16 protein-coding genes are annotated in these 17,452 nt (G+C 71.5%); 7 read left to right on the top strand and 9 right to left on the bottom strand.

From position 1 onward, the window contains the following. Window positions 1–107: 107 nt before the first annotated feature. Window positions 108–890, top strand: coding sequence for a sulfite exporter TauE/SafE family protein (locus ACH47Z_RS03745; protein ID WP_399070096.1), 783 nt, complete (start codon window positions 108–110; stop codon window positions 888–890). 2 nt (window positions 891–892) lie between these two features. Here the strand turns inward: ACH47Z_RS03745 and ACH47Z_RS03740 are convergent, their stop codons facing one another. Together ACH47Z_RS03740 and ACH47Z_RS03735 are read right to left on the bottom strand one after the other, a co-directional pair. Then, window positions 893–1,549, bottom strand: a complete 657-nt coding sequence (locus ACH47Z_RS03740) for a class F sortase (protein ID WP_399070094.1) — start codon at window positions 1,547–1,549, stop codon at window positions 893–895. Between the two features lie 117 nt (window positions 1,550–1,666). Next, entirely contained in the window at window positions 1,667–2,182 is a 516-nt protein-coding gene (locus ACH47Z_RS03735) for a hypothetical protein (protein WP_399070092.1), read from the bottom strand. A gap of 666 nt (window positions 2,183–2,848) precedes the next feature. Here ACH47Z_RS03735 and ACH47Z_RS03730 point away from each other — a divergent pair. Next, entirely contained in the window at window positions 2,849–3,268 is a 420-nt protein-coding gene (locus tag ACH47Z_RS03730) for a hypothetical protein (RefSeq protein ID WP_399070090.1), read from the top strand. Window positions 3,269–3,345: 77 nt separating this feature from the next. Here ACH47Z_RS03730 and ACH47Z_RS03725 read toward each other — a convergent pair whose 3' ends face one another. Next, entirely contained in the window at window positions 3,346–4,998 is a 1,653-nt protein-coding gene (locus ACH47Z_RS03725) for a M4 family metallopeptidase (RefSeq protein WP_399070088.1), read from the bottom strand. Window positions 4,999–5,159: 161 nt separating this feature from the next. Here ACH47Z_RS03725 and ACH47Z_RS03720 point away from each other — a divergent pair, with 161 nt between their 5' ends. After that, window positions 5,160–5,588, top strand: a complete 429-nt coding sequence (locus ACH47Z_RS03720; RefSeq protein ID WP_399070374.1) for a gamma-glutamylcyclotransferase family protein — start codon at window positions 5,160–5,162, stop codon at window positions 5,586–5,588. A gap of 377 nt (window positions 5,589–5,965) precedes the next feature. On the opposite strand, the gene ACH47Z_RS03715 is transcribed toward ACH47Z_RS03720, so the two are convergent. From ACH47Z_RS03715 to ACH47Z_RS03705, 3 genes are all read right to left on the bottom strand, one after another. Further along, the gene (locus ACH47Z_RS03715) at window positions 5,966–6,796 is read right to left on the bottom strand and encodes an arylamine N-acetyltransferase (protein ID WP_399070086.1); all 831 of its coding nucleotides are present in this window, start codon (window positions 6,794–6,796) and stop codon (window positions 5,966–5,968) included. Window positions 6,797–6,810: 14 nt separating this feature from the next. After that, on the bottom strand, window positions 6,811–8,904 hold the full coding sequence (locus ACH47Z_RS03710) for a molybdopterin oxidoreductase family protein (RefSeq protein WP_399070084.1): 2,094 nt from the start codon (window positions 8,902–8,904) through the stop codon (window positions 6,811–6,813). 98 nt (window positions 8,905–9,002) lie between these two features. Continuing rightward, window positions 9,003–9,677: a vancomycin high temperature exclusion protein gene (locus tag ACH47Z_RS03705; protein ID WP_399070082.1), complete on the bottom strand. Its 675-nt coding sequence runs from the start codon at window positions 9,675–9,677 to the stop codon at window positions 9,003–9,005. A gap of 185 nt (window positions 9,678–9,862) precedes the next feature. On the opposite strand from ACH47Z_RS03705, the gene ACH47Z_RS03700 reads away from it, so the two are divergent. From ACH47Z_RS03700 to dnaG, 4 genes are all read left to right on the top strand, one after another. Then, complete coding sequence (locus ACH47Z_RS03700; protein ID WP_399070080.1) at window positions 9,863–10,615, top strand: sirohydrochlorin chelatase; 753 nt, start codon at window positions 9,863–9,865, stop codon at window positions 10,613–10,615. A 114-nt stretch (window positions 10,616–10,729) separates the two neighbouring features. Then, window positions 10,730–12,004: a deoxyguanosinetriphosphate triphosphohydrolase gene (locus tag ACH47Z_RS03695; RefSeq protein ID WP_399070078.1), complete on the top strand. Its 1,275-nt coding sequence runs from the start codon at window positions 10,730–10,732 to the stop codon at window positions 12,002–12,004. A 104-nt stretch (window positions 12,005–12,108) separates the two neighbouring features. Further along, on the top strand, window positions 12,109–13,374 hold the full coding sequence (locus ACH47Z_RS03690; protein ID WP_399070076.1) for an NAD(P)/FAD-dependent oxidoreductase: 1,266 nt from the start codon (window positions 12,109–12,111) through the stop codon (window positions 13,372–13,374). Between the two features lie 38 nt (window positions 13,375–13,412). Further along, a complete protein-coding gene (dnaG, locus tag ACH47Z_RS03685) occupies window positions 13,413–15,314 on the top strand; it encodes a DNA primase (protein ID WP_399070074.1) in 1,902 nt (633 codons plus the stop codon). 7 nt (window positions 15,315–15,321) lie between these two features. Here dnaG and ACH47Z_RS03680 read toward each other — a convergent pair whose 3' ends face one another. The 3 genes from ACH47Z_RS03680 to ACH47Z_RS03670 form a co-directional block, all read right to left on the bottom strand. Continuing rightward, window positions 15,322–15,645 carry a hypothetical protein gene (locus ACH47Z_RS03680; RefSeq protein ID WP_399070073.1) on the bottom strand — a complete coding sequence of 108 codons (324 nt, stop codon included), beginning with the start codon at window positions 15,643–15,645 and terminating at the stop codon, window positions 15,322–15,324. Window positions 15,646–15,728: 83 nt separating this feature from the next. Beyond that, window positions 15,729–16,646: a nucleotidyl transferase AbiEii/AbiGii toxin family protein gene (locus tag ACH47Z_RS03675; protein ID WP_399070071.1), complete on the bottom strand. Its 918-nt coding sequence runs from the start codon at window positions 16,644–16,646 to the stop codon at window positions 15,729–15,731. Then, the gene (locus ACH47Z_RS03670) at window positions 16,643–17,269 is read right to left on the bottom strand and encodes a hypothetical protein (protein WP_399070070.1); all 627 of its coding nucleotides are present in this window, start codon (window positions 17,267–17,269) and stop codon (window positions 16,643–16,645) included. The genes ACH47Z_RS03675 and ACH47Z_RS03670 overlap by 4 nt, the downstream gene beginning before the upstream one ends. Between the last annotated feature and the right edge of the window lie 183 nt (window positions 17,270–17,452).

Below are 17,452 nucleotides of genomic sequence, written 5' to 3'. Positions count from 1 at the left end.
CATCACCTCTGTTTCCCGCGCGGAACGCTGCCCTCAGCGGGCACGGCCGCCGGATGTGAGGGTCCCGTGCGCGCGCCGGAGCGGGCTGTGAGGTTAGGGTCGCGATCATGCCCGACATACCCATGACGACCGTGGCCCTGCTGTGTACAGCCTCACTCGCGGCCGGCTGGATCGACGCCGTGGTGGGCGGGGGCGGGCTGCTGCTCCTGCCGGCCCTGCTGCTCGGGCTGCCGTCGTCGACCCCGGCCGCGTGGGCGCTCGGCACCAACAAGGCGACCGCCATCGTCGGGACCACCGGCGCGGCCGTGACGTACGCCCGCAAGGCGTCGGTGGACGTCGGCACAGCCGTCCGCATCGGGCTCGCCGCGCTCGCCGGGTCCTCGGCGGGCGCCTTCTTCGCGGCCGGGATGAGCACGGACGTCCTCAAGCCGGTGATCATGGTCGTGCTGCTCGGGGTCGCCGCGTTCGTGATCCTCCGCCCGGCCTTCGGCAGGGCCTCGGCGGCCGGCCCGGTCACCCGGCGCCAGAGACTCGCCGCGATCGGCCTGGCCGGCCTGGGCATCGGCTTCTACGACGGCCTGATCGGCCCCGGCACCGGCACCTTCCTGGTCCTCGCGCTGACCGCCCTCCTCCGGCTGGACCTGGTCACCGCCTCCGCCACCGCGAAGATCGTCAACTGCTGCACCAACGCCGGCGCCCTCGCGATGTTCGCCTGGCAGGGCACGGTCCTGTGGGAGCTGGCGGCCCTGCTGGCCGCGTTCAACCTCGCGGGCGGCACACTGGGCGCCCGCACCGCGCTCAAGCAGGGCAGCGGGTTCGTCCGGGTGGTGCTGCTGACGGTGGTCTTCGCGTTGGTGGCGAATCTGGCGTACGAGCAGTGGATCGCCTAGGTTCAGCGACGTGCCGTCAGGTGCGCGAACACCACCACGTTGCCCTGATACCCGGTCGCCCTCGAGTAGCCGCCACCGCAGGTGATGACGCGCAGCTCGGGGCGGTGGGCCGCGCCGTAGACCTTCTCGTCGGGGAAGTCGCGTGCCGCGTACACCTCCACCGCGTCCACGGTGAACACGGCCACGGAGCCGTCCCGGCGGTCCACCTCGATACGGGCGCCCCGCTTGAGCGCGCCGAGGTCGAAGAAGACGGCGGGGCCCTCGGCGTTGTCGACGTGCCCGGCGACGATCGCGGTGCCGGTCTCGCCGGGCAGGGTGCCGGCCTCGTACCAGCCGGCCAGGTTCCTGTCCTGCGGGGGCGGCACGTCCAGGCTGCCGGCGGGGGTGAGGGCCAGGCCCATCAGGGGGGCGTTCACCCGGATCGCGGGGATGCGGATCCGCAGGGGCGGGGACGGAGCGAGGGCGGGCGCCGCGGACCGCACGCCGCCCGGCTCGAGGCGGCCCTCCGCGGCGGCGGGCTGCGGCGGCGTGTGCGTCCCGGCGCCCCCGCCGAGCAGCCACACGCCGGAACCGAGTGCCACGACGGTGACCCCGGCTATCGCGGCATCCCCGACCCTGGCACCCCGGCCGCGCCCACCACGCCCGGCACTTCCACGCATACCAACCCCTCTCCCGGAGACGAAGCCCCGAAGCCCCCTCCCCCTCCGGGCCGCGAGGGGCGTCTGACCCGGAGGGGGTGGGTTGTGCGGTACCGGACGGACAGCTGAGGGTGTCCGTCAGATCCTGTCGCCTCTCGCCCGGCGGTGCAGGAGCCAGGTACCGCCCGCGGCTGCGACGGCCAACGCCGCCACACCCACCGCGGTCTGCACGGGGCCGGGACCGAGCGCGCCGCCGACCCCCGTCTTCAGACTGCCTCGCGGCTGCACCTGTTCGTGCCCCGCGCTCAACGCCACCACCAGGTCGCCCGCCACCTGCCGGTTGCCCTCGGCGCACTTCGCGACGATCTCGTACGTCCCCGGCTGCGCGCTCTCCGGCACCTCGAACTGGCCGATCGCCTCGCCCTCGTGCGTGGTGGGCGCCAGCATGAAGGTGCCGGCGCCGACCGCACCCGCGTCCCCGGTCGCGCTGCCGCCCTTGTCCCCGCACGCGGCGGTGTTCACCGTGACGTGGCTGCCGGGCACCACGGTGGAGGGGTACACGTCCAGGCTGTCGGCGGTGCCGGCCCAGGCGGGTGCCGCGGCGGCACCGACGAGCGCGATGCCTGTCAGCAGACGGGCGGCGGTGCGGCGCATGGTGCTCCCCAGAGCTTCGCGAATCGGCGGTTCGTTATCGAGGTAAGCCGCAGCCGGGGAGTTCCGCCTCCTGAGAGTCCGCCAGGAATGCGGTGAACGGGTGTCCTCCCCGGCCCCCACACGGCCTAGCCCGTGTGACGTTTCAGCAGGTCACAGGCCTGCAGAGGAAACCGGTATGAAGAGAACACGAATGGCGCGGCGGGTGCCGTTGAACGGGTGACGGTGCGTCAGTGACCGTCGGCCACACCACCGGTTCGGCCGCCGCTGTGAGTCTGTGCCTGTCACCTGGCTGGACGGGTAACGTCTAGCCACGATCGAGACGGCCTGAAGGCGAGGGGCGGCGATGAGCGGGGGCGTCCTCGGGCTACTGCTGGGAGCTCTGGTGCTGGCGGGGGCGGCGATACCAGCAGTACGTGTTCTGGGCCGTCTCCTGCGGTTCGATCGTCGCTACCGACGGTTTCTCCGAAGCCGGTACAGCATCAGCAACCTCAACGGGATCACGATCCGAGGTGTGCGCAGCCCGCGTCTGGAGGACGTGTTCGTCGACGTCAGTCTGCAATCGCGGCCGCTGCACGAGGCGGCACGGGCGCGGCTGGCCGGGACCGACGTGGACCTGGGACACGGTGAACGTCTGTCGCTTCACCAGGTGCTCAGCGGCCAGGAACCATGCCGGACACGCTTCGCGAGAGCCTCGAACGCCTGTCGCATGCCGTGGGAAATCTGCCGCCGCTCTCCGTCTCCGAAGTGTTCGACCTGGAACGGGTCGGTCCCGACGCAGACCAGTTGATGCGGGTCTGGAAACGCATTCTCGTGCCCTGGGCCAATCGATGCGTACAGGAAGTGGCCTACCACGTACGCCACTTGGGGCTGGCCATGCTGGAGCGCCCCATGGTCCTGGACTCGCCCGCGGCGGCCGTACGCACCGCTGCCCTCATTCTCGCCGCGGCAGAAGTGGCAGGGACCAAGGACGGCGCCGGTGAGGTGGCCCGTCTCTGCCGCACCATCGCGGCCGGCGTCACCCTCCTCCAGGACCGCGCCGAGGGCCTGCTGCCCCCTCGCGAAGCCCTCATGCTCATACGAGCCTGACGATCTTCAGGGATGACACCGTCGGCCGCCCCGATGTCGTGATCGGGGCGGCCGCTGTCGCACGCTGCCAGGGCCGGTCAGTTGACGTTGACCGCACTCCAGGCGGCGGCCACCGCGTTGTACTCCGTACTCCCCGCACCGTACAGATCCTTGGCGGCGTTGAGAGTTGCCGTCCGCGCGCCCGCGTAGTTCGTCGAGGACGTCATGTAGACCGTCAGCGCCCGGTACCAGATCTTGCCGAGCTTGTCGCGGCCGATGCCGGTGACCGTGGAGCCGTTGTACGTGGGCGAGTTGTAGCTGACGCCGTTGATGGTCTTCGGCCCGCTGCCCTCCGCCAGCAGGTAGGCGAAGTGGTTGGCGACACCGGAGGAGTAGTGGACGTCGAGATTCCCGACCGAACTGCTCCAGTAGTCCGCCGAGTTGCCGTCCTTCGACGGCTGGTCCATGTACCGCAGGGCGGTCTTGCCGAAGCCGGACTTCACGATCTTCTCGCCGATGAGGTAGTCGCCGGGGTCGGAGGGGTTGTCGGCGTACCACTCGACCATCGTGCCGAGGATGTCGGAGGTGGCCTCGTTCAGTCCGCCGGACTCGCCGGAGTAGGTCAGCGCGGCCGTCTTGGACGTGACGCCGTGGGTCATCTCGTGCCCGGCGACGTCGAGCGCGACGAGCGGTCCGAAAGTGGTCCCGTCACCGTCGCCGTACGTCATGCAGAAGCACGTGTCGTCCCAGAAGGCGTTGTTGTAGTTGCTGCCGTAGTGGACGCGGTTGTACGAGCCCTTGCCGTCGCCGGCGATGCCGTTGCGGCCCTGGACGTTCTTGTAGTAGTCCCAGGTCACGTTGGTGCCGTACTGGGCGTCGACGGCGGCGGAGGCGCGGTCGGACGTCGTCCCCGTGCCCCAGTGGTTGTCGGAGTCCGTGAACACCGTCGAGGGCGCCCGGCTGATGCAGATGCCGAAGATGCACAGGTCGGTCTGGTTGGCCGCGTCACCGGTGTAGGTGTTGCCACGCGTCGGGTCGGTGAGCTGGTACGACGAGCCGGACTGGGTCGTCTGCAGCGGCACCGTCCCGCTGTACAGCGACTGGCCGTCGCCGGCGGCGGTCTCGATGCTGTCCCAGGCGTCGATCTGCCGGCCGGTGCGGGCGTCGGTGAGCACCGTGCGGGCGACCGGGTTGCCGAGCGAGTCCTGGCCGGCCGCGTTGGTGCGCCAGGCGAGCTTCGGCGTGCCGTGCAGGGCGTCGACGATCAGCTCGGGCTTGGCCTTGACCTGCTTCAGCGCGTTCCCGAGGTTCACCGCCCGCAGCGCGTTCACCGCGAGATCGGCGGCCTTGGGCGCGGATATGTCGGGGGTGAGGGAGGCGAGGGATATCGTGCTCCGGGTCGCCCGGTCGGCACCCCGGTAGCTGCCGTCCTTCTTCAGATGGACCACGAAGTCGCCGCCCAGCACCGGGAGTTGATGGTAGGTGCGGTCGTAGCGGACGTGCTGGGTGCCGTCCTTGTCCACGATCACGTCGCGGACGCTGGTGCTCTCGGCGGAGGTCAGGCCCAGGCTCGCGGCATGGGCCAGGAGTGCCGAGGCCGCGTTCTGGATCGCACCCGCCCTGGTCGGTCTCGCGTCGGCGTGGGCGGTGGGGGAGAGGGCCACGGTCAGCAGGGTCGCGGTGGTGACGGCGACACCGGCGGTGGTGGTGAGACGACGGGAACCTCGGACGTGCTGCCGTATCCGGCTCATCTGTCTCCTCGGGGAAGCGCCAGGCTAGGCGTGGGGTGGCGCGGATGCCGACAGAGATTCAAGAGCGCACGACATGTCATGTCCATACCGCATTCATGGAGGTGTGTGAGAAGTCGGCCAGATGTGTGACCGGCCGACGGGGGTACAGAATCGTTTCCGTGATCACTCCGGCCCCCGGGACCCCGCTGCCCTTCTTCGTCTACGGCACCCTGCGCCCCGGCGAGCCCAACCACGACCTGTACCTGCGGGGCCGCACGATCGCCGAGGAACCGGCGCGCCTCCCGAACGCGGCCCTCTACGACGGCCCCGGCTATCCCTACGCCGTGGAGCGGCCGGGCGGCGAGATCCGGGGCGAACTGGTCACCGCCCGCCCGGAGTCGTACGACGACCTGCTGGCTGCCCTGGACCGCCTGGAGGAGTACACCCCGGGCGACCCCCGCAACCTCTACGAACGCCTCGCCCGGCATGTCATCCGGGCCGACGGCAGCAGCGTCCCCGCCTGGGTCTATCTCGCGGCCCCGCGCATCGCCGCCGGGCTGCACGCCACCGGCGCACGCATCGAGAGCGGCGACTGGCTGACCCGCGGCTGAGTCAGGGACCTCCTCGGACCACGCCCTCGGCAACCTCTCCGAGACCGCCGCCGAGCCCGACGACGGCAAGGCTCCTACGGCGAATACGCCAACGCCGCCATCAGCAACGTCCAGCTCTACAACACCGCGCTCCCTGCATCCGAGGTCAGCGCGCTCGACTACGACCAGACCCCCTACACACAACTCAGCTGAAGCACCTACGCCAACGGGCCCCCAGCTCACCCAGAGCCGGGGGCCCCCTTTACTGCGGACGGTACTCCCGCTGAAGTCCGCGCCGCCTCACCGCCACCGCGTGTCCAAGCAGGAGATCACCCGCGCCCGGCTCTGCACTCACGCCGCGATGACCTGGATGCCGTGGGGGAGCCCATCCGCCAGGCTCAGCCCAGCAACCTCAGCCCCTCCGGCACGACGATCCCGAACTCCTCCTCCACCACCCGCCGCGCCTCCGCCTCGTCCGTCAGCTTGCGCTCGGTCACGGTCCCGTCGGCCCGGGTGTCGGTCAACAGGCCGCCGTCCAGGGCGAGATGACGCTCGGCGGTGGTCCGCTGGAGGTAGGGCCGCTTGGTGAAGGGGGAGCGGGGATTCGTGCCGACGTGCCAGTTGAAGACCTCGTAGTCCGGGGCGGCGAACGGCTCCAGGGTGAACGCGTACTGGCCGACCCAGTCCCGCCTCTGCCCGTCGTACGCCTGCAACTCCAGTAGCTCCAGCGGCCCTTCGGATGGCAGCGACGTGAGCCGGTGGCGGCGGCCGGCGCCCTCGGACTCGGTGCCGGTGAGCAGGGGGATCGGTGCCAGGAGGGAGCCGGACGCGCCGAAGCCGACGTCCGCCAGAAACGGGTACGGCTCGCCCGGGACCTCGACTCGCATCATCATGTGGGTGCGCGGGCGGCTCCACGGGGTCGGGGCGCCCAGTACCACCCGCGCGGCCAGGCCGCCGACCCGGAAGCCGAGCGCCTCCAGGGCGAGCCACAGGAGCGTGTTGTGCTCGTAGCAGTAGCCGCCGCGCGGGCCGTGGATCATCTTGGCCATGAGATCACCGGGCGCCAGCGAGGGTGCCCGGCCGCTCAGCGGGTCCAGGTTCTCGAACGGGAGAGACAGGGCGTGGGCAAGGTGGACGCCCCGCAGGGTGTCCAGGTCGGCCCGCCGACCGCCCTGCCACCCGATCCGCTCCAGGTAGGCGTCGAGGTCGAACTGCTCGCTATCAGCCATAACGGCAATCTACGTCAGCCGAGCACCTCCACCCGCACCGCGCACGACTTGAACTCCGGCATCCGGGACGTCGGGTCGAGCGCGGGGTTGGTCAGGGTGTTGGCGCGGCCCTCGCCCGGCCAGTGGAAGGGCATGAAGACGGTGTCCGGGCGGATGGCGGAGGTGATCCGGGCGGGCGCGGTGGCCCGGCCCCGGCGGGAGACCACGGTCACCGGGTCGCCCTCGGCCGCGCCGAGGCGGGCCGCGAGGCGCGGGTGCAGCTCCACGAACGGCCCCGGAGCGGCGGCATTCAGCTCGGCCACCCGCCGGGTCTGGGCGCCCGACTGGTACTGCGCGACCACCCGGCCGGTGGTCAGCAACAACGGGTATTCGGAGTCCGGTTCCTCAGCCGTGGGGCGGTGGGTCACGGCCGCGAAGCGGGCCCGGCCGTCGGCGTGCGCGAAGCGCTCGAGGAAGAGGCGGGGGGTGCCGGGGTGGATCACACCGCCGCCGGTCTCCGCGGGCTCCGGGCACGGCCAGAACACCCCGTTCTCCGCCGCCAGCCGACCATAGGTGATCCCCGAGTAGTCCGCCGGCCCGCCCGCGCTTGCCCGGCGCAGCTCGGTGAAGATCTCCTCCGGGTCGGTCGGGAAGCCCTTCTCCACGCCGAGGCGGGCCGCCAGCTCGTGCAGGACGTACAGGTCGGTGCGGACGTCCGCCGGTGGGGTAATCGCCTGCCGGCGCAGCAGCACCCGCCCCTCCAGGTTGGTCGTCGTGCCCGTCTCCTCCGCCCACTGCGTCACCGGTAGGACGACGTCCGCCAGCTCGGCCGCCTCCGACAGGACGACGTCACAAACGGCCAGGAAATCAAGGGACTTGATGCGCTCCTCGATGTGTGCCGCGCGGGGTGCCGACACCACCGGGTTGGAGCCCATCAGCAGCAGCGCCCGCACATCGGTGCCGAGGGCGTCGAGAAGCTCGTACGCACTGCGCCCCGGCCCCGGCAGGCTGTCCGGGTCGACGCCCCACACCTCGGCCACATGCCGCCGGGCCGCCGGGTCGTCCAGCTTGCGGTAGCCGGGCAACTGGTCGGCCTTCTGGCCGTGTTCGCGCCCACCCTGCCCGTTGCCCTGCCCGGTCAGACAGCCGTAGCCACTCAACGGCCGCCCCGCCCGGCCCGTCGCCAGGCACAGGTTGATCCAGGCGCCCACGGTGTCCGTCCCCTTGGACTGCTGCTCCGGCCCGCGCGCGGTGAGCACCATCGCCGCCTCCGGCTCGCAGAACAGCCGTACGGCCTCCCGGAGTTGGGGAACGGACACTCCCGTGATCCGCTCCACGTGCTCCGGCCAGTGCGCCATCGCCGCCGCCCGGGCCTCGGTCCAGCCGCTGGTCCGCTCCCGTATGTACGCCTCGTCCGTCCGCCCCTCGGCCACCACCAGGTGCAACAGGCCCAGCGCCAGGGCGAGATCGGTGCCGGGGCGGGGTGCGAGGTGCAGGTCGGCCTGCTCGGCGGTGCGGGTCCGGCGCGGGTCCACGACGATCAGCTTTCCGCCGTTCTCCCGTAGTTCACGGAAGAAGCGGAGCGACGGCGGCATGGTCTCGGCGAGGTTCGAGCCGACCAGGATCACGCACCCGGTCCTCGGGATGTCCTCCAGCGGGAACGGCAGCCCCCGGTCCAGCCCGAACGCCTTTGTGCCGGCCGCCGCGGCGGACGACATGCAGAAGCGGCCGTTGTAGTCGATCTGCGAGGTGCCGAGCACCACCCGCGCGAACTTGCCGAGCGCGTACGCCTTCTCGTTCGTCAGCCCGCCCCCGCCGAAGACGCCCAGCGCGTCGGCGCCGTACCGCCCCTTGACGCTCCGGAGCCGCTCGGCGACCAGGTCGAGAGCCTCGGCCCAGCTCGCCTCGACGAGCCGACCGTCCTTCCGCACCAGCGGCGCGGTCAGCCGCGCCCCCGGCGCCAGCACCTCGGCGGCCGTACGTCCCTTGCCGCACAGGGCGCCCTGATTGACGGGGAAGTCCACCCGCTCGGAGACCTCGACGCCACCCTCTGCCAGGGGCGTGAGGTTCATTCCGCACTGCAGGGCGCAGTACGGGCAGTGGGTGGGCGTCGAGGCGATCGGTTCCATACCGCCCAGCGTGCTTCGGGCGTGTTACGGCGCCGGGGCGCTCCTCGTTACACGCCCGGGACACCGACCTCCCCGCCCGGCCCGGCCCGCGGTGAGGATCACCGTGCGGCGAGCGCCCGCGCGACCCCCGGCTCCTTCGGCCCGAGGAACTGCGGATCTGGATGGAACACCGTGTCCAGCACCGCCTTGCCCGCCGCGAACACCTCACGGGTCCCGCCGTAGTACCAGGTCACGTCGTGCTTCTCGTCGACCCCGACCCCGTACGCGTCGATCCCCGCCGCCTCGCACAGGGCCACGGCCCGCCGGATGTGGAAGCCCTGGCTGATCAGCACGGCCCGGTGCACCCCGAAGATCCTCCGGGCCCGCACACAGGAGTCCCAGGTGTCGAACCCGGCGTAGTCGCGGACGATCCGGCCGCCCGGCACCCCGTGCCGGGTCAGATAGGTCCGCATGGCATCGGGCTCGTCGTAGTCCTTCCGGCTGTTGTCCCCGGTGACCAGGACGACCTTGACCCGCCCCTGCCGGTACAGGGTCGCGGCCGCGTCCAGCCGGTTCGCGAGGTACGGCGACGGCTCCCCGTTCCACAGCCCGGCCCCGAACACCACGGCGACCTTGGCCGACGGCACGTCCGCGACCGCCCGCAGCCGGTCGGCCGTGGACACGTACAGCCAGGTCACCGGCAGCAGCGCCAGCACACATCCGGCCATCACGGCCTGCACCAGCCGCCGCTGCCCGGTGCGCGTACGCGGCCAGCGCGGTCGACGGATCTTCATGAGGCCCCCAGCGATCTGTACCTGACTGATCGGTTACGACGACTGATCGGTTACGACCATGGAGGACGCCGGCGGCCCGGATCCGGTTTCGCCTCACACCGTGCGACCGTACGAGGTGAACCCGCGGAAAATCCCCGTGACGGCCAGGCAACGGCCACGCAACGTATCCCCGTCACCATCGGCCCATGACACCGTCGCACCCGTCGTTCGCCCCGTCCCCGCCGGCCCTGGTCCTGGTCGCCCACGGCAGCAGGGATCCGCGCGCGCTCACGACGGTGACGACACTCATGGACCGCATCCGCGAGCTGCGCCCCGGCCTCCCCGTCCACCTGGGCCACATCGAGCTGAACGAGCCCCTGCTCCCGGACACCCTCGCCGCCCTCGGCGACACCCCCGCCGTCCTGGTCCCGCTCCTGCTCAGCCGGGGCTACCACGTCAAGCACGACATCCCCGAGATGGCGGCCACGGCCCGGGTGCACGCACGCGTGGCACCCCCACTGGGCCCCCACCCCCTCCTGGCGGAGGCCCTGTACGACCGCCTCCTGGAGGCCGGCTGGCCCACGGTCCCCGACGACGCCGTGGACCGGGGAAGCGCGGTGATCCTCGCGGCAGCGGGCTCCCGCGACCCCGACTCGGCCACGGACCCCCGCCACACGGCCCGCCTCCTCGCGGCCCGCCTGGGCGTCCCGGTCCTCCCGGCCTACGCCTCGGCGGCGAGCCCGACCGTCCCGACGGCGCTGCGCGCATGGGCGGCACGCGGCCGGCACCGGGTGGCGATCGCGTCGTACTTCACAGCACCGGGGCGCTTCGCGACACAGTGCGCGCAGGCGGCGCCGTGGATCGCTTCGGCGCCATTGGGGGACCATCCGGCGATGGCGCGCTTGATCTTGAACCGATACGAGGAGTGCTTGTCAACGCCGGTGGCGCAAGCTGCCTGAGGGGCGCGGGGCTGTATCGATGTGCGGCTCCGCCGCGTGGGCGCGAGTCACCACATACGACCTGTAGCCGCCCGAAAACAGAACTCGGCAGATGAGTGGGCTTACTGTCGAGCCATGGAAGGCACCGCACCAAACGGAACCTACGGCTCAACCTCAGCGGAGCGCTACGCCCCCGAACCCGACAAACGCCCCGGCCGCACCGCCTTCCAACGCGACCGCGCCCGCATCCTCCACTCAGCCGCGCTCAGAAGACTCGCCGGTAAGACCCAGGTCGTCACCCCAGGCACCCGCAGCCAAGCATGGGACGCCAGCCCCCGCACCCGCCTCACCCACTCCCTCGAATGCGCCCAGGTAGGCCGGGAGCTGGGCGCAGCCCTCGGCTGTGACCCGGACCTCGTGGAGGCCGCCTGCCTGGCCCACGACCTGGGCCACCCACCCTTCGGCCACAACGGCGAACAGGCACTGAACGACTTCGCGGACGACTGCGGCGGCTTCGAGGGCAACGCCCAGTCCCTGAGACTCCTCACCCGCATCGAGCCCAAACGGTTCACCCCGGAGGGCTCCGTCGGGCTCAACCTCACCCGCGCCACCCTCGACGCCGCCACGAAGTACCCGTGGCCGCGCGGCGCGCACCCCACCGACCCGGGGTCGCGGAAGTTCGGCGTGTACGAGGACGACCGCCCGGTGTTCGAGTGGGTCCGCAAGACCGCCCCCGGCATCCGTACCTGCTTCGAGGCGCAGGTCATGGACTGGTCGGACGACGTGGCGTACTCGGTGCACGACGTCGAGGACGGTCTGCACGCCGGTCACATCGACCCCAACTGCCTGCACGCCGAGCCCGAGCGGCAGGCGGTGTTCGCGGTCGCCATCGGCCGCTACGTCCCGGCGGACACCGACCCGGCCGAACTGTCCGCCGCCCTCGACCGCCTCCAGGACGAGGAGTGGTGGCCGCACGGCTACGACGGCACGGCGGTCGCCCAGGCCCGCCTCAAGGACGCCACCAGCCAGCTCATCGGCCGGTTCTGTCTGGCCGCCGAGGGCGCCACGCGCGCCGCGTACGGCACCGGCCGGCTCACCCGCTACGACGCCGAACTCGTCGTACCGTCCGAGACCCGGACGGAGTGCGCGGTGCTCAAGGCGGTCGCGGACCGGTATGTGATGCAGCGCGCCGAGCAGGAGCGGCTGCGCGCGGACCAGCGGGTGATCGTCGCCGAGCTGGCGGAGGCGCTCACCGCTCGCGCGCCGGACGGTCTTGATCCGCAGTTTCGGGCCCTGTTCGACGGGGCAGGCGACGACCACGCGCGCAAGCGGGTGATCGTGGACCAGATCGCTTCCCTGACCGACGCCTCCGCACTCTCCCTGCACGCGAGACTTACGGGGCATATGTGAGCGGTACGTGACCTGTGGTGGCCTGATCGGGTCACTCCCTCTTCCCGCAGCACGCCGCGTGCGGGACGCTCGCCTATGGCGGCACCCTTACGAGGAGGCATCAAGTGGTCGACGCGGATCAGACATTCGTCATCGTCGGGGGCGGTCTCGCCGGCGCGAAGGCGGCCGAGACGCTCCGGGCGGAGGGCTTCACCGGCCGGGTGATACTGATCAGTGACGAGCGCGACCACCCCTATGAGCGCCCGCCGCTGTCCAAGGGCTATCTGCTCGGCAAGGAGGAGCGGGACAGCGTCTTCGTGCACGAGCCCGCCTGGTACGCGCAGAACGACATCGAGCTGCACCTCGGCCAGTTCGTGGACCGCATCGACCGTACGGCGAAGACGGTCCGCTTCGGCGACGACGGCACGCTCGTCCGCTACGACAAGCTGCTCCTGGTCACCGGCGCCGAACCGCGCCGCCTCGACATCCCCGGCACCGACCTCGCGGGCGTGCACCATCTGCGCCGGCTCGCGCACGCCGAGCGGCTCAAGGGCGTGCTGACCTCCCTCGGCCGGGACAACGGGCACCTGGTGATCGCGGGCGCCGGCTGGATCGGCCTGGAGATCGCGGCGGCGGCCCGGGAGTACGGCGCGGAGGTCACGGTGATCGACCCGTCGCCGACCCCGCTGCACCACGTCCTCGGCCCCGAGCTGGGCAACGTCTTCGCCGAGCTGCACCGCGAGCACGGCGTCCGCTTCCACTTCGGGCGGCAGCTGACCGAGATCGTCGGCCAGGACGGCATGGTCCTCGCGGCCCGCACCGACGACGGCGAGGAGCACCCGGCGCACGACGTGCTCGCGGCGATCGGCGCGGCCCCCCGCGTCGGCCTCGCGGAGGCGGCCGGCCTGGAGATCGCGGGCCGGGCGCTCGGCGGCGGCATCGTGGTCGACGAGCGGCTGCGCACCTCCGACCCCGACATCTACGCGGCCGGCGACGTGGCGAACTTCCCGCTCGCCCGGTTCGGCACCCGGGCGCGGGTGGAGCACTGGGCCAACGCCCTGAACGGCGGACCGGCCGCCGCGCGCTCGATGCTCGGCCAGGACGTGACGTACGACCGGGTGCCCTACTTCTTCACCGACCAGTACGACCTGGGGATGGAGTACAGCGGCTGGGCGCCGCCGGGGTCGTACGACCAGGTGGTGATCCGGGGCGACGCCGGCAAGCGGGAGTTCATCGCGTTCTGGCTGGCGGAGGGGCGCGTGCTGGCCGGGATGAACGTGAACGTGTGGGATGTCACAGAGCAGATCCAGAAACTGATCCGTTCCCAGGCCCAGGTGGACACGGAGGCGCTGGCCGACCCGCACGCACCGCTGGACGACCTGGTCTCCTGACGAACGGGAGTGTCAGCGGACCCCCGTAGAATTCACGCGTGGCAGGACGGATCAACGACGAGGACGTGAAGGCGGTACGGGACGCGGTCCCGATCGACGCCGTGGTCTCCGAGTACCTCCAGCTGCGGGGCGCGGGCGGTGGCAACCTCAAGGGCCTGTGCCCGTTCCATGACGAGAAGTCGCCGTCCTTCCAGGTCAGCCCGAGCAAGGGACTCTTCCACTGCTTCGGCTGCCAGGAGGGCGGCGACACCATCACCTTCGTGATGAAGGTGGACCACCTCTCCTTCTCGGAGGCGGTGGAGCGGCTCGCCGCCCAGGCGGGCATCACGCTGCGCTACGAGGAGGGCGGGTACAACCCGGCCCACCAGCGCGGCGAGCGGATCCGCCTGGTCGAGGCTCACAAGATCGCCGCGCAGTGGTACGCCGAGCAGCTGGCCACCAGCCCCGAGGCCGAGACCGGCCGGATCTTCCTCGCCGAGCGCGGCTTCGACCAGGCCGCCGCCGTCCACTTCTCCGTCGGCTACAGCCCCCAGGGCTGGGACCACCTCACCCGCTACCTGCGCGGCAAGGGCTTCAGCGACAAGGAGCTGGTCCTGTCCGGGCTGTCGCAGGAGGGCCGGCGCGGGCCGATCGACCGCTTCCGGGGCCGCCTGATGTGGCCGATCCGGGACATCGGCGGCGAGGTCGTCGGCTTCGGCGCGAGGAAGCTGTACGAGGCGGACAACGGCCCCAAGTACCTCAACACCCCCGACACGGCGATCTACAAGAAGTCGCAGGTCCTGTACGGCATCGACCTGGCCAAGCAGCACATCGCCAAGTCCAGCCGGGCCGTCGTCGTCGAGGGCTACACGGACGTCATGGCGTGCCACCTGGCCGGGGTGACGACGGCCATCGCGACCTGCGGTACGGCCTTCGGCGGCGAGCACATCAAGATCCTCCGCCGTCTCCTCATGGACAACGGATCGGCCCGGGTGATCTTCACCTTCGACGGCGACGCGGCCGGGCAGAAGGCCGCCCTGCGCGCCTTCGAGGACGACCAGAAGTTCGCCGCCGAGACCTACATCGCGATCGCGCCGGACGGCATGGACCCGTGCGAACTGCGCCTGGCGAAGGGCGACGAGGCGGTGGCCGACCTGGCCGAGCCGCGCACGCCGCTGTTCGAGTTCGCGCTGCGCCAGATCGTGGACCGCTACGACCTCGACACCCCCGCGGGCCGCGCCGCCGCCCTGGACGAGGCGGCACCGATCGTCGCCCGGATCAAGAACAGCGGCGCCCAGCACGAGGTCGCCGTCGAGCTGGCCGGCATGCTCGGCATCCTCGACACCCAGTTCGTGGTCAAGCGGGTGGCCCAGCTGGCCCGCTGGGCGCGCGAGCGCGGCGGCAAGGGCCCGGCACCCGCGGGCACGGGCCCACAGTCGTACGAGGCCGCCGCCCGCCCCGCCACGGGGGGCCCCGCGCTCCAGCTCCGTAACCCGATCTACGCCACCGAGCGTGAACTGCTCAAGCTCGCCCTGCAGCGCCCCGAGCTGGTCTCCCCGGCCTTCGACGCGTACGGCGTGGACGAGTTCACCGCCGTCCCCTACGCCGCCGTACGCCAGGCCATCCTGGACGCGGGCGGCGCCGAGTACGGCCTGCAGGACTCCCAGGAGTACCTGGTCCGCGTCCGCGAGGCCGCCCCCGACGACACGGTCCGCGCCATGGTCACCGAGCTGGCCGTGGAAGCGATCATGCGCAGGACGGTGGACGAGTCGTACGCGGGCGAGCAACTGGTGACGGTCCGCCGCCGAGCCGTGGCCCGCCGGGTCGAGGAGATCCAGATCACCGTCCGCCGCCTGGAAGCAGGCGGCGACCCCGCCCAACTGGCCGCCGTACGCAACGAGCTGTGGGTCCTCCAGCAGTACGACCAGTCCCTGAAGACCCGGGGGGCGGAGGCGCTGTAAAAGGGGGCTAGTCCTCTTCGCGGGGCTGCTCGGGGGGTGCGATGCCGAGGTGCTCCATGATTGCCACCTGTCCGGCCACGAGAGCGCCGAGCAGCTTGCTGTGTTCGGTCAGCGTCTTGGTGTGGGCATCCAGCGTCTTGCCGTGCTCGAGCTGCGTCTGCCGGAGGGCCTGCATCAGCTGCACGTCCGCCCTGCGCTGCTCCTGGAGCGCGGCAACGTGGCGATCGGAGTTCACGGCGAGGTGGCGTGTGGCAGCCTGCTGCTCCCGCATGTCGTGCACCTCGGCCTCGAGCGCCTCCAGACGCTGCCGCAGCTCCTCGATCTCGCTCATGCCTTCCATCCTGCCCTAAGTCGGTGCGGTCCAGTGTCCGCATATGCCAGTCGGATGGTCCAACGAGCTGAGTAGCCGCCCGGTTACGGAACGGAGGGGAACGCCGGTGTGACCGCCCGCACCAACCGGTCCGCGAACTCCCGGTCCCGGTCGGCGAATTGGGGGTGCTCGGTGACGAAGTGCGGCCACTCGACGTAGCCGACCGCCTCGACGACGTCCTCGAGCAGGACGCTCTCGCGGTTGTGGTCCGGCCACTCGCCCGAGAGCCGGAAGACCTCGTGGAGCAGGCCGACGTCAAGGGGGTGGCGTTCGGCGAGCAGGACGGCGTCGTACAGGTCCTTGCCCTGGGCGTGCATGTCGTTGATCAGCCACATCAGCTTCCAGGCGAGCGACAGTCCCGGTGTCGCCCCGGACAGCACCGCCCCGCCCGGCAGCTCCACCGGCTCCGGCCGCTCCGGCAGCTTCTCGTTGAAGACGAAGTCGAGCTGGACGTGCCCGCCGGGCAGGCCGGGGGCCGACCAGGGCAGGATCATGCGGCGGCCGGGCACCCGGTCGTAGGTCCAGATGTCCTCCGTGACCGCGTCCCGCGCCGAGAAGCGGATCTCGCCCGACCGGGTCTCGGCCGCCCTCGCGATGTCGTCGAGCATGCGCGCCGTGCGTTCCTCCTCGATGCCCCAGGTCTCCGGTACGACGACGAAGTCCAGGTCGCCCGGCTCGCGCGCGGCCTCGCCGAACCACATCGACATCAGCACGCTGCCCCGCAGCACCAGCGCCCCGGCCCACTCCGAGTCCGCGATCGCGGCCAGGACCAGGTGCAGGGCCCGGCGGCGGGTCGTACGCCACGCCTCGCCGCGTGCCAGGTCGGTGAAGACCGGGTCGGTGGCGCGGTAGGCGTTCGCGTAGTGCTTCAGGGCCGGCTCGAAGACCTGTTGCTGCCGTACGTCCTCGCCGGGCACCCAGGTCAGAGTCCTCGGCAGTTCCCACTTCCGCGCCCCGTTCATCCCCGTACCCCCTGAGCCGTCGGCTCCTCGATCCATCCCTCGTCCACCGACTCGTCACTGTCGTACAGCACGAACTCCCGCTCCACGGACAGGACTTCGTGTCCGTCCAGCGCCGCCAGCAGCCGGCCCAGGGCCTCTTCGGCCTCCGTGTCGGCGACGCCCCGGCAGCGCTGCGTCACGAACCGCTCGTGCCGGCCGCCGCCGTGCACCCGGCGGGCGTTCCACGATAGGTGCGCGCCGTGCGGTACGACCGCTGACGCCAGCGCGGCGAGATCCGTGCCCGCCTCCAGCAGCAGCTTCACGTGGTGCTCGAAGTACCGCCCGTCCCCGCACATCCCGTCCGGCACCTCCGGCGCCCACGGCACCGACTCCGTCTTCACCCGCACCGGCGTGAAACCGGCCGACTTCAGCGCGGCCACCGTTTCCTCCGCCCGCGCCGACTGCTCGGCGTACGACGCCGAACCGGCGAGCGTGAGCATCGGCTGCTCCCGCAGCCGGCCCCGGGCCAGGACGATGTGCGTCAGTTTCAGCCCGACCGCGTCCGCCCAGCCGCGCAGTCGCTCCGTCTCGGCGGGGCCGGCGCAGCGGACAGTGACGTGGGTTTCGTACAGAAGTCCGGACATCCCGGGATCCTCCCAGATCAGGGCCCGGTACCGCCCCCGGTTTTCCGGGCCGGGTCACCAACCGGTCACGAGCCGGACGCAAAAAGTCACCGCACGCCCCTCGTGGCGGGGATGTGTCGTACCCCACACTGGGGGCGGTGCCCGAGTCCTCGGAGCGCAGGCCGTCGACTCTCCGCTTCCGAA

It is taken from the genome of Streptomyces sp. NPDC020192, from assembly GCF_044388685.1.
Lineage (GTDB): Bacteria > Actinomycetota > Actinomycetes > Streptomycetales > Streptomycetaceae > Streptomyces.
This window is presented reverse-complemented; position numbering and strand designations above follow the sequence as displayed.

Coding starts and splice junctions, on each gene's coding strand:
- ACH47Z_RS03745 (WP_399070096.1), top strand. CDS start 108: ATGCCCGACATACCCATGACGACCGTGGCCCTGCTGTGTACAGCCTCA.
- ACH47Z_RS03740 (WP_399070094.1), bottom strand. CDS start 1,549: ATGCGTGGAAGTGCCGGGCGTGGTGGGCGCGGCCGGGGTGCCAGGGTC.
- ACH47Z_RS03735 (WP_399070092.1), bottom strand. CDS start 2,182: ATGCGCCGCACCGCCGCCCGTCTGCTGACAGGCATCGCGCTCGTCGGT.
- ACH47Z_RS03730 (WP_399070090.1), top strand. CDS start 2,849: ATGCCGGACACGCTTCGCGAGAGCCTCGAACGCCTGTCGCATGCCGTG.
- ACH47Z_RS03725 (WP_399070088.1), bottom strand. CDS start 4,998: ATGAGCCGGATACGGCAGCACGTCCGAGGTTCCCGTCGTCTCACCACC.
- ACH47Z_RS03715 (WP_399070086.1), bottom strand. CDS start 6,796: ATGGCTGATAGCGAGCAGTTCGACCTCGACGCCTACCTGGAGCGGATC.
- ACH47Z_RS03710 (WP_399070084.1), bottom strand. CDS start 8,904: ATGGAACCGATCGCCTCGACGCCCACCCACTGCCCGTACTGCGCCCTG.
- ACH47Z_RS03705 (WP_399070082.1), bottom strand. CDS start 9,677: ATGAAGATCCGTCGACCGCGCTGGCCGCGTACGCGCACCGGGCAGCGG.
- ACH47Z_RS03700 (WP_399070080.1), top strand. CDS start 9,863: ATGACACCGTCGCACCCGTCGTTCGCCCCGTCCCCGCCGGCCCTGGTC.
- ACH47Z_RS03695 (WP_399070078.1), top strand. CDS start 10,730: ATGGAAGGCACCGCACCAAACGGAACCTACGGCTCAACCTCAGCGGAG.
- ACH47Z_RS03680 (WP_399070073.1), bottom strand. CDS start 15,645: ATGAGCGAGATCGAGGAGCTGCGGCAGCGTCTGGAGGCGCTCGAGGCC.
- ACH47Z_RS03675 (WP_399070071.1), bottom strand. CDS start 16,646: ATGAACGGGGCGCGGAAGTGGGAACTGCCGAGGACTCTGACCTGGGTG.
- ACH47Z_RS03670 (WP_399070070.1), bottom strand. CDS start 17,269: ATGTCCGGACTTCTGTACGAAACCCACGTCACTGTCCGCTGCGCCGGC.